The 13,639-nt window shown below is 53.8% G+C and carries 11 protein-coding genes; 7 read left to right on the plus strand and 4 right to left on the minus strand.

What is annotated here, in order from left to right:
* A complete protein-coding gene (locus tag FCH32_RS20270) occupies nucleotides 1-786 on the plus strand; it encodes a nucleotidyltransferase domain-containing protein (protein WP_174361428.1) in 786 nt (261 codons plus the stop codon).
* Nucleotides 787-878: 92 nt separating this feature from the next.
* On the opposite strand, the gene lysC is transcribed toward FCH32_RS20270, so the two are convergent.
* Entirely contained in the window at nucleotides 879-2,228 is a 1,350-nt protein-coding gene (gene lysC / locus FCH32_RS20275) for a lysine-sensitive aspartokinase 3 (RefSeq protein WP_174361429.1), read from the minus strand.
* A gap of 404 nt (nucleotides 2,229-2,632) precedes the next feature.
* Between lysC and pgi the strand changes: the two genes are divergently transcribed.
* The 6 genes from pgi to psiE all read left to right on the plus strand — a co-directional run bounded on the left by pgi (nucleotide 2,633) and on the right by psiE (nucleotide 9,186).
* Complete coding sequence (pgi, locus tag FCH32_RS20280) at nucleotides 2,633-4,279, plus strand: glucose-6-phosphate isomerase (RefSeq protein ID WP_096758737.1); 1,647 nt, start codon at nucleotides 2,633-2,635, stop codon at nucleotides 4,277-4,279.
* A 470-nt stretch (nucleotides 4,280-4,749) separates the two neighbouring features.
* A complete protein-coding gene (yjbE, locus tag FCH32_RS20285; RefSeq protein ID WP_096758736.1) occupies nucleotides 4,750-4,992 on the plus strand; it encodes an exopolysaccharide production protein YjbE in 243 nt (80 codons plus the stop codon).
* A gap of 140 nt (nucleotides 4,993-5,132) precedes the next feature.
* Nucleotides 5,133-5,771 carry a YjbF family lipoprotein gene (locus tag FCH32_RS20290; protein WP_174361430.1) on the plus strand — a complete coding sequence of 213 codons (639 nt, stop codon included), beginning with the start codon at nucleotides 5,133-5,135 and terminating at the stop codon, nucleotides 5,769-5,771.
* Nucleotides 5,768-6,505, plus strand: a complete 738-nt coding sequence (locus tag FCH32_RS20295; RefSeq protein ID WP_174361431.1) for a capsule biosynthesis GfcC family protein — start codon at nucleotides 5,768-5,770, stop codon at nucleotides 6,503-6,505. Before FCH32_RS20290 ends, FCH32_RS20295 begins: the two co-directional genes overlap by 4 nt.
* Nucleotides 6,505-8,601, plus strand: coding sequence for a YjbH domain-containing protein (locus tag FCH32_RS20300; RefSeq protein WP_174361432.1), 2,097 nt, complete (start codon nucleotides 6,505-6,507; stop codon nucleotides 8,599-8,601). Before FCH32_RS20295 ends, FCH32_RS20300 begins: the two co-directional genes overlap by 1 nt.
* Nucleotides 8,602-8,775: 174 nt before the next feature.
* On the plus strand, nucleotides 8,776-9,186 hold the full coding sequence (gene psiE / locus FCH32_RS20305; protein WP_096758732.1) for a phosphate-starvation-inducible protein PsiE: 411 nt from the start codon (nucleotides 8,776-8,778) through the stop codon (nucleotides 9,184-9,186).
* A gap of 44 nt (nucleotides 9,187-9,230) precedes the next feature.
* Here the strand turns inward: psiE and xylE are convergent, their stop codons facing one another.
* The 3 genes from xylE to malF all read right to left on the minus strand — a co-directional run bounded on the left by xylE (nucleotide 9,231) and on the right by malF (nucleotide 13,479).
* On the minus strand, nucleotides 9,231-10,706 hold the full coding sequence (gene xylE / locus FCH32_RS20310) for a D-xylose transporter XylE (RefSeq protein WP_137362222.1): 1,476 nt from the start codon (nucleotides 10,704-10,706) through the stop codon (nucleotides 9,231-9,233).
* Between the two features lie 323 nt (nucleotides 10,707-11,029).
* Nucleotides 11,030-11,920 carry a maltose ABC transporter permease MalG gene (malG, locus tag FCH32_RS20315; protein WP_043018069.1) on the minus strand — a complete coding sequence of 297 codons (891 nt, stop codon included), beginning with the start codon at nucleotides 11,918-11,920 and terminating at the stop codon, nucleotides 11,030-11,032.
* Nucleotides 11,921-11,934: 14 nt separating this feature from the next.
* Complete coding sequence (gene malF / locus FCH32_RS20320) at nucleotides 11,935-13,479, minus strand: maltose ABC transporter permease MalF (RefSeq protein WP_174361433.1); 1,545 nt, start codon at nucleotides 13,477-13,479, stop codon at nucleotides 11,935-11,937.
* Nucleotides 13,480-13,639 lie beyond the last annotated feature (160 nt).

Raw genomic sequence — 13,639 nt, forward strand, 5'->3', positions numbered from 1 at the left:
ATGAGCAATAACGGAGTGAACGCCGCGATGCGTGAACGGGTAGTGCGCCAGCTAAAAAAGGTGGAACAGCGCTATGGCGTGAAGGTGCTATACGCCTGTGAATCCGGCAGCCGTGGCTGGGGATTCGCTTCCCCGGACAGTGATTACGACGTGCGATTTCTATACGTTCATCCGCCAGAATGGTATCTGCGGGTGGAAGCGCCGCGTGATGTTATTGAACTGCCCATAGACGATGAACTGGACGTGTGTGGCTGGGAGTGGCGAAAAGCGCTGGGTCTGCTGAAAGGGGCTAACCCGACGCTTATCGAGTGGCTGGATTCGCCGGTGGTTTATCAGCAGGATGACGCGACGGTGTCTGCGTTGAAAGCGCTGGTGCCAAAATGGTTTTCGCCTGTGCGTGCCCGCTGGCACTATTATTCGATGGCGCGAAAAAACTTCCGTGGCTATCTGCAAGGCAATGAAGTGCGACTAAAAAAATACTTCTACGTGCTGCGTCCGTTGCTGGCCGTGCGTTGGGTCGAAGCGGGAAAAGGCGTGCCACCTATGCGCTTTGCCGAACTGCTGGTGGGGAGCGAGCTGGATGCGCCGCTGCGTCAGGAGATAGATGACCTGCTGGAGCGCAAACAGCGGGCAGGGGAAGCGGAATATGGACTGCGTCGCCCACTGCTGCATGCGTTTATCCGCGAGGAGCTGGCGCGAGGCGAAACGCCACCGGTGTTACCGGATAGCCGGGAAGGCGATGTCAGGGAACTGGACCGACTGTTATATGAGACAGTGATGTCATGACTGTGTTGCCCGATGGTATTGCCGCTTATCGGGCCTACGAATTCACCGTAGGCCCGATAAGGCGTTTCGCCGCATCCGCCATCCGGCTGGTATTACTCAAACAAATTATGATGCAGTTTCTGTACGACCTGCTCGGCTTCGCTGCCCGGCACCAGGAAGCACAGATTATGGCTGGATGCGCCGTAGCAAATCATGCGGATGTTGAACGGTTCCAGCACGCCGAACACCTCTTTTCCCACGCCGCAGGCTTTAGACAGGTCGTTCCCGATCAGGGCGACCAATGCCAGACCTTCTTCTACCTCGACCCGGCACAGCGCGGACAGCTCCATCAGCAGGGATTGCGTGAGCAGTGTATCGCCGGTGGACGTTGAACCGGTGGTATCCAGCGTCAGTGCGACGCTGACTTCTGAGGTTGTTATCAAATCCACCGAGATATTGTGGCGCGCCAGGATGCCGAACACTTCCGCTAAAAACCCGCGAGAATGCAGCATATTCAGGCTATGCAGCGTCAGCAGCGTTTGCTTGCGACGCAGCGCCAGGGCACGAAATAGCGGTGGATTCTCGGTTTTATTACACACCAGCGTGCCACCCGCTTTGGGGTCTTTGCTGGAGCCGACAAACACCGGAATATCGCTACGCACGGCAGGGAGCAGCGTTGCCGGGTGCAGGACTTTTGCGCCGAAGGTCGCCAGTTCTGCGGCCTCTTCAAAGGCAATTTCATCAATGCGTTTTGCGGCTGGCACCACGCGCGGGTCGGTCGTGTAAATGCCCGGTACATCGGTCCAGATATCGACGCGTGCGGCGTGCAGGGCTTCTGCCAGCAAGGCGGCGGTATAGTCGCTGCCGCCGCGCCCCAGTGTGGTAGTGCGGCCTTTGCTTTCGCTGCCGATAAAGCCCTGGGTGATCACCAGACCTTCTTCAAGGCGCGGTGCCAGCTGCAACGTGGCCAGTTCAGCCAGCGCCACGACATCCGGTTCTGCGCGACCAAAACGATCGTTGGTACGCATCACTTTACGCACGTCAAACCACTGCGCCTGAACGTTACGCTCGCGCAGGATTTCGACAAACAGCAGGGTGGACATCAGTTCACCGTGGCTGACCAGTTCGTCAGTCAGCGCGGTTGAGGTCGCCAGCGAAGCCGCTTCCGCCAGCGTGGTGATATTTTCCAGCAGACGTTCGATCTCTTCGCGTATCACGTTTGGATAACGCAAACGCTCCAGAATATCGAACTGGATCTGACGAATAGCGTCGAGTTTCTCGAAGCGTTCAGTTGCCTCCAGTCCTTCAGCCAAAGCGACCAACAGGTTAGTAATACCCGCTGAAGCGGAAAGCACCACTAAACGGACGTTAGCATCGGAAAGCACCACATCAGCGCTGCGGTTCATGGCGTCGAAATCCGCGACGCTGGTACCGCCAAACTTGGAGACAACTACATCAGTCATAACTACCTCGTGTCAGGGAATGAATAGAGCGACCATGGCACAAGGGCAGAACGGAAACCGGTGCAGGCGCAAATACCGTATTACATTTCGTCCTTCAATCTGCCTCTTCGTTGGCTGCACCTGCTCACCACAGTCACTTACTTCAGTAAGCTCCTGTGGCGAGCAGGTTTGCCGCCTTGACGCATATCGAATGACTTTATGTATATAAATAAAAGGCATGGCCTGTACTGTCAATGCTGGGATTATGCGGATTTTTCATGCTGCTGTAGCCCTGAGTAACCGAGCTTATAATTACCCCTGTTTGATGGACGCCAGGACAACGGCACTAAAACAATCACACTTTTCTGTGACTGGCGTTACAATCGATCTCAGTCACAATTCTCAAAATCAGAAGAGTATTGCTAATGAAAAACATCAATCCAACGCAGACCTCAGCCTGGCAGGCACTACAAAAACACTTTGAAGAGATGAAAGACGTTACGATCGCGGACTTGTTCGCGAAAGATAGCGATCGTTTCGCCAAGTTTTCCGCAACGTTTGACGATTTGATGCTGGTGGATTTTTCCAAAAACCGCATCACCGAAGAAACGCTGGCGAAACTGCAGGATCTGGCAAAAGAGACCGACCTGAGCGGTGCTATCAAGTCCATGTTCTCCGGTGAGAAGATCAACCGTACGGAAGATCGTGCAGTGCTGCATGTGGCGCTGCGCAACCGTAGCAATACCCCGATCATCGTGGACGGCAAAGATGTGATGCCGGAAGTGAATGCGGTGCTGGAGAAGATGAAATCCTTCTCTGAAGCGATTATCTCCGGCAGCTGGAAAGGCTACACCGGCAAAGCGATTACGGATGTGGTGAACATCGGTATCGGTGGCTCCGACCTCGGTCCGTTCATGGTGACCGAAGCGCTGCGTCCGTACAAAAATCACCTGAATATGCACTTTGTGTCTAACGTCGATGGTACGCACATCGCCGAAGTACTGAAGAAAGTGAACCCGGAAACCACGCTGTTCCTGGTCGCCTCTAAAACCTTCACCACCCAGGAAACCATGACCAACGCCCATAGCGCGCGCGACTGGTTCCTGGCGACCGCCGGTGATGAAAAACACGTGGCAAAACACTTCGCGGCGCTGTCCACCAATGCGAAAGCAGTCGGTGAGTTCGGTATCGATACGGCCAACATGTTCGAGTTCTGGGACTGGGTTGGCGGTCGTTATTCCCTGTGGTCAGCGATTGGTCTGTCGATCATCCTGTCCGTGGGCTACGACAACTTCGTTGAACTGCTGTCCGGCGCGCACGCCATGGATAAACATTTCTCCACTACCCCAGCGGAGAAAAACCTGCCGGTACTGCTGGCGCTGATCGGTATCTGGTACAACAACTTCTATGGTGCCGAAACCGAAGCCATTCTGCCGTACGACCAGTATATGCACCGCTTTGCGGCCTACTTCCAGCAGGGCAACATGGAATCCAACGGTAAATACGTTGACCGTAACGGCAATGCGGTGGATTACCAGACTGGCCCAATCATCTGGGGTGAGCCGGGGACCAACGGTCAGCATGCGTTCTATCAGCTGATCCACCAGGGGACCAAAATGGTGCCGTGCGATTTCATCGCTCCGGCTATCACGCATAACCCGCTGTCTGACCACCATCCGAAGCTGCTGTCTAACTTCTTCGCCCAGACCGAAGCGCTGGCGTTTGGCAAGTCTCGTGAAGTGGTTGAACAAGAATACCGCGACCAGGGTAAAGATCCGGCGACGCTGGACCACGTTGTGCCGTTCAAAGTATTCGAAGGCAACCGTCCTACGAACTCTATCCTGCTGCGCGAAATCACTCCGTACAGCCTGGGTGCGTTGATTGCGCTGTATGAGCATAAAATCTTTACTCAGGGCGTTATCCTGAACATCTTCACCTTCGACCAGTGGGGCGTAGAGCTGGGCAAACAGCTGGCGAACCGCATTCTGCCTGAGTTGAACGATGATCAAGAGATCAACAGTCATGATTGCTCGACTAACGGTTTGATTAACCGTTATAAGTCCTGGCGTTAATCAGCTTCTTCCTTCGAACCGCAGCGGTGTTGGCTGCGTTCGTTAACCCCGGTCACATAGTAATCTATGCTCCCGGGGATTAACGGGCTTGCCGCCTTGCTGCAATTCGAATGAATTTACTGATTACTTATAAAAAAAGCCGATATTATTATCGGCTTTTTTTATAAGATAATTTATCTTGTCTTCCGCATTACATGGGATTTAATTGAGTTTAATCCTAAAATAATTATACCACGTTAGATTTAACACAATGATTTTCAGATTTTACGGATATTGCATTATTTATGTATTTATTTCATGTGATTGATTTATATTGATTTATGTATTTTTTAATAATGTTAGCTCCCACTTTTTTCTAATTATCCTAAATTCCTGCGCGGCGTAATTTACACACTTTCGGTTGTGTATACTCGATCTCGCCCGAAATTCTTTTGGGTAAATCTCCATTCATACAATGAAGGGATATTGTGATGAAAAAAGTACTGTATGGCCTGTTGGCTATATCTGCGCTTGCGACGACCTCTGTCTATGCTGCCCCCGTTCAGGTGGGGGAGGCGGCAGGGTCGGCAGCCGCGTCGGTTTCGGCAGGAAGTTCCTCCGCAACCAGCGTGAGCACCGTAAGCTCCGCGGTGGGGGTCGCCCTGGCGGCAACCGGCGGTGGCGATGGTTCGAATACCGGAACCACCACCACCACGACCACCAGTACCCAGTAATTCCGGTACGTAGCCCCTGAAGTATGAAGGGGATTAACCATAACCACACTTCGGTGTGGTTATTTTGAATTTCCAAAAGCCTGTGGGATTTGTAGGCCGGGTAAGCGTCGCGCCACCCGGCAATAATGCGGAGAAACGTCGTGATGCGACCAGCGCTCATATTGGTTTGTCTGTTATTACAGGCGTGTTCAGCTACCACCGAAGGGCTGGGTCATTCGCTGTGGCAAAGCGTGTTGGGTACTCCTGGCGTTCAGATGACGGATGATGATATCCACAACATGCCTTACGCCAGCCAGTACATGCAGCTTAACGGCGGTCCGCAGCTGTTTGTGGTGCTCGCTTTCGCTGAAAACGGGCAGCAGAAATGGGTCACCCAGGACCAGGCCATGCTCGTAACGCAACACGGGCGTCTGGTGAAAACGCTGCTGGGTGGAGACAACCTGATCGCGGTGAATAATCTGGCGGCGGACCCGCTTATCAAACCAAACCAGATTGTTGATGGCGTCACCTGGACCCGCACGATGGGCTGGACCGAGCATAAGCAGGTGCGCTACGCCACCGCCCGTTCGGCCTTCAGATGGGACGGCACTGACAGCATTCGGGTTGCCAGCGAAGATACCCCGGTACGCGTGCTGGACGAAGAAGTCACCACCGATCGGACTCGCTGGCATAACCGTTACTGGATCGACAGTGACGGAATGATTCGCCAGTCAGAGCAGTATCTGGGTGCGAATTATTTCCCGGTGAAGACCACTCTGATCAAGGCGGCAAAATCATGATGAAACGAATGATTACCGCGCTGACTTTTAGCCTTTGTGCGGCATCTGTTTTTGCCGCAGGAACGGTAAAAGTGATCACCTCAGGCAGTGCAGAACCGAAAACGCTGACCGGCGCGGAACATCTTATCGATCTGGTGGGTCAACCCACGCTGGCGAATAGCTGGTGGCCCGCGGCGGTGATCGGGGAAGAGCTGGCGACGGTTACCGCGCAGCGCCAGCAACAGGCGCTGTTGGGACGGCTGGCGGCGCTGAGTGCAGAAGAAGGCGGCGACGATGCAGCCGCTATCAACACGCTACGCCAGCAAATTCAGACCCTGAAGGTAACCGGCAGACAGCGGGTGAATCTCGACCCGGACGCGGTGCGGGTGAGTGAACGGGGGAATCCGCCGTTGCAGGGCAACTACACGCTGTGGGTTGGGCCTCAGCCAACGGAAATCACCCTGTTTGGCGCGATCAATCATCCGGGTAAACAGCCGTTTATGCCAGGGCGTAATATCGCCAGCTATCTCGCCGGACAAAGCCTGCTGAGCGGTGCAGATCGCAGCTATGCGTGGGTGGTCTATCCCGATGGACGCACGCAAAAAGTACCGGTCGCTTACTGGAATAAACGTCACGTTGAGCCGATGCCCGGCAGCATCATTTTTGTTGGGCTGTCTGACTCTGTCTGGAGCCGCGCCCCTGATCAAATCAATGCCGACATTCTTCGCACTCTGACCCAGCGGATACCTGAATAATGAGAAAAACTTATCTGCTCAGCCTGCTGGCGCTGGGTATCAGCACGGCCTGCCACGGTGAAACGTACCCTGCGCCGATTGGGCCTTCCCAGTCTGACTTTGGCGGCGTGGGGCTGCTGCAAACGCCAACCGCGCGGATGGCGCGTGAAGGGGAAATGAGCCTCAACTACCGCGATAACGATCAGTACCGCTACTACTCCGCGTCGGTGCAGTTGTTCCCGTGGCTGGAAACGACCCTACGCTATACCGATGTGCGCACCAAAAAATACAGCAGCGTGGAGTCATTTTCAGGCGATCAGACGTATAAAGACAAAGCGTTCGATCTCAAATTGCGATTGTGGGAAGAGAGCTACTGGATGCCGCAGGTCGCGGTTGGCGCACGGGATATCGGCGGAACCGGTCTGTTTGATGCGGAATACATCGTGGCCAACAAAGCCTGGGGGCCGTTTGATTTCTCGCTTGGTCTTGGCTGGGGATATCTTGGTACCAGCGGCAATGTGAGTAATCCGCTGTGCTCGTACAGCGATAAATTCTGTTATCGCGATAACAGCTATAAACAGGCGGGCTCCATCGACGGTAGCCAGATGTTCCACGGCCCTGCGTCACTGTTTGGCGGCGTGGAATACCAGACGCCCTGGCAGCCGCTGCGCCTGAAGCTGGAATATGAGGGTAACAACTACCAGCAGGATTTTGCCGGCAAGCTGGATCAGAAGAGCAAGTTTAACGTCGGCGCCATTTACCGCGTCACCGATTGGGCCGACGTTAACCTCAGCTACGAGCGCGGTAATACCTTTATGTTCGGCGTCACGCTACGCACGAACTTCAACGATCTGCGACCAACGTATAACGACAACGCGCGACCGCAATATCAGCCCCAGCCGCAGGATGCCATCCTGCAACATTCGGTGGTGGCGAATCAGCTCACGCTACTGAAATACAACGCCGGGCTGGCGGATCCGAAACTCCAGGTGCAGGGCGATACGCTGTACGTGACCGGCGAACAGGTGAAATACCGTGACTCGCGGGAAGGGATCGAACGGGCAAATCGGATCGTAATGAACGATCTCCCTGAGGGGATCCGTACGATCCGTATTACGGAAAATCGCCTGAATTTACCGCAGGTCACCACCGAAACAGATGTTGCGAGTTTGCAGGATCATCTGCAAGGCGAGCCGCTGGGCCATGAAACACCGCTGGTGCAAAAGCGCGTGGAGCCCGTGGTGCCGCAGACCACCGAGCAGGGCTGGTATATCGATAAATCACGCTTTGATTTTCACATTGATCCGGTACTCAACCAGTCCGTGGGCGGCCCGGAAAACTTCTATATGTATCAGCTGGGTGTCATGGGAACGGCAGATCTGTGGGTGACAGACCATCTGCTCACGACCGGCAGTCTGTTTGCTAACCTGGCCAATAACTACGACAAGTTTAACTATACCAATCCGCCCAGTGATTCACATTTGCCGCGGGTCCGTACTCACGTCCGTGACTACGTGCAGAACGATGTGTATGTGAATAACCTGCAGGCCAACTACTTCCAGTCACTCGGCAACGGGTTTTACGGACAAGTGTACGGTGGCTATCTGGAAACCATGTTTGGCGGCGCAGGGGCTGAAGTGCTGTACCGTCCACTGGACAGCAATTGGGCGTTTGGCGTTGACGCCAACTATGTGAAGCAGCGTGACTGGCGCAGTGCGCAGGACATGATGAAATTCACCGACTACAGCGTGAAGACCGGACATCTGACGGCGTACTGGAACCCGTCGTTTGCCCAGGATGTACTGGTAAAAGCCAGCGTGGGGCAGTACCTGGCGGGCGATAAAGGCGGGACCCTTGAAATCGCCAAACGCTTCGACAGCGGCGTGGTGGTCGGCGGTTATGCAACCCTCACCGATGCATCACCGGATGAGTATGGGGAAGGTGATTTCACCAAAGGCGTGTATGTCTCCGTGCCGCTGGATCTCTTCTCTTCGGGACCAACCCGCAGCCGTGCGGCAATTGGCTGGACGCCGTTGACGCGCGACGGTGGTCAGCAGCTTGGGCGTAAGTTTGGATTGTACGATATGACCAGTGACAGGAGTGAGAACTTCCGTTGATGTGAATGTTGATCGCCCGGTGACGCCACGCTTACCGGGCCTACGGTAGGCCGGATAAGGCAAAGCCGCCATCCGGAAGAACCGTTGTGTGAACAAAACATAAACAAAAAATGTAGATCTCCGTCACATTTTTGCGTTATACAGGAACTTCGCCATTGAGCAAAAGGGGCTGCTATGACGCCGATATCTCGTCCGCGCGTGGAGTTTATCTCCACGATGTTACAGACTGTGTTGAATCTTGGGCTACTGAGTCTGGGGCTGATTCTGGTGGTATTCCTCGGCAAAGAGACGCTGCATCTGGCGGATGTGCTGTTCGCGCCGGAACAAACCAGCAAATATGAGCTGGTGGAAGGGCTGGTGGTTTACTTCCTCTACTTTGAATTTATCGCGCTGATTGTGAAGTACTTTCAGTCAGGTTTTCACTTTCCGCTGCGCTACTTTGTTTATATCGGGATCACGGCGATTGTGCGGTTGATCATCGTCGATCATAAAGCTCCCATGGACGTACTGATCTATTCCGCGGCGATCCTGCTGCTGGTGATCACGCTGTGGCTGTGTAATTCCAAACGGTTGAAGCGTGAGTAAAAAATAACACGCCGCATTGGGCTGCGGCGTGTTGTTTACGTTGATTACTGCGCAGACGCGGGCTGCGTTTTCTCTGCTGCGGGTTCCCACAGCTCTTCGAGTTCTTCCAGCGTTTTGCCTTTGGTTTCCGGTACGAACTTCCACATAAACAGTGCCGCCAGAATGCCCATGCAACCGTAAATCCAGTAGGAGAAACCGTTGTGGAAATGGGCAACTAGCCACGAATTTTTGTCCATCATCGGGAAGGTCCAGGAGACAAAGTAGTTCGCCAACCACTGGGCGGCCACCGCAATGGCGAGCGCTTTGCCACGGATCGCGTTGGGGAAAATCTCAGCCAGCAGTACCCAGCACACCGGGCCCCAGGACATGGCGAATGCCGCAACATAAAACAGCATCGACAGCAGCGCCACCAGACCAGAAGCTTGGGTATAAAACGCAGTACCGAGGCTGAACATGCCGATGGCCATACCCAGTGCGCCAATAATTTGCAGCGGTTTACGGCCAAATTTATCGACCGTCATGATCGCCAGCACGGTGAAGCTCAGGTTGATTACGCCCACGATGATGGTCTGCAACAGCGCGACGTCGGTGCTGGCGCCCAGGGTTTTAAAAACTTCCGGCGCGTAGTAGAGCACAACGTTGATGCCGACGAACTGCTGGAAGATGGACAGCATGACGCCGATGACGATGACCGCAGTGCCAAACATCAGCAGACGCCCGCCTGTTTTGCGACCGTGCTCCAGTGACTGATTGATCTCCTGCATCGCCTTGGTAGCAAGATTGCTGCCCATAATTTTGCGCAGAATACCTTCCGCCTGCTCGTGTCTGCCGCGCGCCATCAGCCAGCGTGGGCTTTCCGGTACGGTATACAACAGTATTAAAAACAGCAGGGCGGGAATGCTTTCAGAGGCAAACATATAACGCCAGCCATCGGTATTTAGCCAGCTGGCGTCGCCGGAACGGGCAATAAAATAGTTTACGCAGTAGACCATCAGTTGCCCGAAAATAATCGCGAACTGGTTAAAGGAAACCAGTTTTCCACGAATATGTGCCGGGGCCAGTTCTGCGATATACATCGGTGAGAGCATGGAGGCTAAACCGACACCGATACCACCAATAATGCGATAAATAACAAATTCGGGGACGTATCCGGCTAAATAAACAGGAACAGCATTATCGGGATTAATGGCGGTAAACCCTAATTCCGGCCATGCGGAACCGATGCCGGAAATAAAGAACAGGATCGCGGCGATTTTGAGTGAATCGCGACGACCAAAGCGGTTACTGCAATAGCCACCCAGCGCACCACCGATGATACAGCCAATCAGCGCGCTGGCGACGCAGAAGCCTAACAGTGAGTTTGCGGCGGATTCGCTCAGATGTTGTGGGGCGACAAAAACCGTATTTAAGGACTCGACGGTACCGGAGATGACGGCGGTGTCGTAGCCGAATAACAGTCCTCCTAATGTGGCAACTAATGTAATCGAAAAAATATAACTGGAATTATATTGGGTATTCATTCAGACCTGCCTTAGAAGATACAGCTCTTTTTATCAGTGTTGTGATGGTGGATTTAACAGGCAGGTATGACAATTATCATTTTTTACATTGCAATTACGTTTTGTCTTTTCTGTGATCTTCACTCTGTTTAATTAATGTCCGCTCAGGCGAGAAATAAAATTGCAGTGATGGCGAGCACGAAAGAAAATAATCGTAACCGCAATGCAAAATTACATAAAAAAAGGGCGCTCCGTAGAGCGCCGAAAAACAGTCACAGGTTGGGATAACATAAGTTGAGGGTTGCAGTGGCATGCCCGTTGCCGGGCGGGTACATCGATGAAACTTAGCCTTTCACACCGCCTGCCGTCAGGCCGTTAACCAGCCAGCGCTGGGCCAGCAGGAACACCAGGGTGATCGGAATAGCAGAAAGCACGGCTGCAGCGGCAAAGTCGCCCCACAAATAGTTCTGTGGATTGAGATACTGCTGCATACCGACTGCCAGGGTATAGCTGTTCACATCACGCAACAACAGTGAGGCGACCGGGACTTCGGTAATTGCGGCGATGAACGACAGAATGAACACCACCGCCAGAATCGGCACCGACAACGGCAACAGCACCAGGCGGAATGCCTGCCACGGCGTTGCGCCATCCAGCGCGGCCGCTTCTTCCAGTGAACCGTCGATGGTTTCGAAATACCCCTTGATTGTCCAGACGTGCAGCGCAATGCCGCCAAGGTAGGCGAAGATCACGCCACCGTGGGTGTTCAGACCGATAAACGGAATGTACTGGCCCAGACGGTCAAACAAGGCATATAACGCCACCAGCGACAGTACCGCCGGGAACATCTGGAAAATCAGCATGCCTTTCAGCAACGTGGCTTTACCTGGGAAGCGCATGCGGGCGAAGGCGTAAGCACAGGTGGTGGAGAGGGTCACGATACCGATCGCGGTAATGGTGGCCACTTTCACCGAGTTCCACAGCCACAGCAGCACCGGGAACGGAGGCGGCGTCACGCGGCCATCCGCGTGTTCCACGCTAAAGCCCAGCGCCAGTTTCCAGTGTTCCCAGGAGATATTTTCCGGGATCAGACTGCCGGTGGCGAAGTTACCTTCGCGCAGCGAGATGGCAATGACCATCAGCAGCGGGAACATAATTGCCGCGATAAAAATCAGCAGACCTAAGTGCGTTGCGAATAAACGTAACTTTTGTGATTTCGGTTGGACCATAGCCATTGTCGTTATCTCCCTTAATCAAACTTCATACGTGTGGCTTTCAGGTTCACAATCGCCAGCGCGCCAACCAGCAGGAAGATCAGGGTGGCTATCGCCGCCGCCAGACCGAAGTCCTGACCGCCGCCGCCTTCAAAGGCGATACGGTAGGTGTAACTGACAAGCAGGTCGGTATAACCGGCTGGCGTGGTGGTACCGAGTCGGTCCGGGCCACCGTTGGTCAACAGCTGAATCAGCACGAAGTTGTTAAAGTTAAAGGCAAAGCTGGCGATCATCAGCGGCGTCAGCGGCTTGATCAGCAACGGCAGCGTAATCTTAAAGAAGTTCTGGAATGGGCCAGCGCCATCCATTGCCGAGGCTTCATACAGATCGTCGGGAATCGCCTTCAGCAGCCCCATGCACAGGATCATCATGTACGGATAGCCCAGCCAGGTGTTGACGATGATAATCATCGAACGCGCGGTGGTTGGGTCGCTGAACCAGGCCGGCTTGATGCCGAACAGCGCGCTCAACATCATGTTGATTTCACCGAAGCTCTGGTTAAATAACCCCTTGAAAATCAGTATCGAGATAAACGACGGCACGGCGTAAGGCAGAATCAGCAGCACGCGATAAATCGCTTTGCCTTTCAGCGATTCCCATTGCACCAGACAGGCCAGAATCATACCGACGGCAACGGTCAGGATGACGGTGAGCACCGAGAAGACGACGGTCCAGATAAAGATCGCGAAGAACGGTTTCTGAATGCCTTCATCGGTAAAGACGCGGGTGAAGTTATCCCAGCCGATGGCGACGGTATAGCCTGGGCTGAGTTTCTCTGTACCCCAGCTACCGTCTAGCGCGAGTGACTGGTAGTAACCAATATCGTTATTGGCACGGTATTTTACGCCGCTCTGATTGTTGGTGAGCGTGCCGTCATCAGCAAGCGTATACAGCGGCTGCGTACCGGAGAACTGGCGCAGCGAGCTCATAATCACCTTGCTGTCATCCGGCAGCACGGCGGTCAGTTGGGTCAGCGCCTGGCGGTTTTGCGTGATGATACGCAGCGTGGCACGTTCACCTGCTGGCAGCGCTTCGGCTTCTTTCAGTTGTAGTTTCTGCTCGCCATCAAATTTAAAGGCGTCGGAGACATAATTTTTACCTGTTTCACCGTCGGTGAGGGCCAGTTGCCACTCCGTACCCGCCGGATACAGACCAAAGTTGTAAGTTTTACCCGCCTGATAAGAACGGTCCATCAGGACTTCCTGGGCGCGCTCAAAGGTCAGTTGGTTGGTACTGCTGTAGTTGGTAAAGGCAATTGCAATGGTGCAAATGAGTGGGAACAGAACAAATAACCCCATACCAGCCACGCCAGGATAGACATAGCGCCAGGCATAGGCTTTACGGTTGGCGAAAATATACAGGCCAGCAGAGCTTAAAATAAGCGTCATGATGGCAAACAGGTACTCCCCCTGAGCGTACATCAAAACAACAAGGTAGCCCACCAGCAGACCCAGCAGACCCATCACTGACCATTTCAGCGTGTCGCTTTGCCACCAGTATTTCTTTTTAATGACATCCATGGGGATCTTCCTCTTTACACTTTATCCTTCACGCTACCTCTTTGTTGGCTGCGAATGCGCACCCCAGTCACTGACTTTTGTCAGCTCCTGGGGATTTGCATCCTTGCCGCCTCGATGTAGCGCGAATGATTTCGTGTAACAACGTATTCAATAAACCTGA

It is taken from the genome of Citrobacter gillenii (assembly GCF_013337685.1).
GTDB classification, from domain to species: Bacteria; Pseudomonadota; Gammaproteobacteria; order Enterobacterales; family Enterobacteriaceae; genus Citrobacter; species Citrobacter gillenii.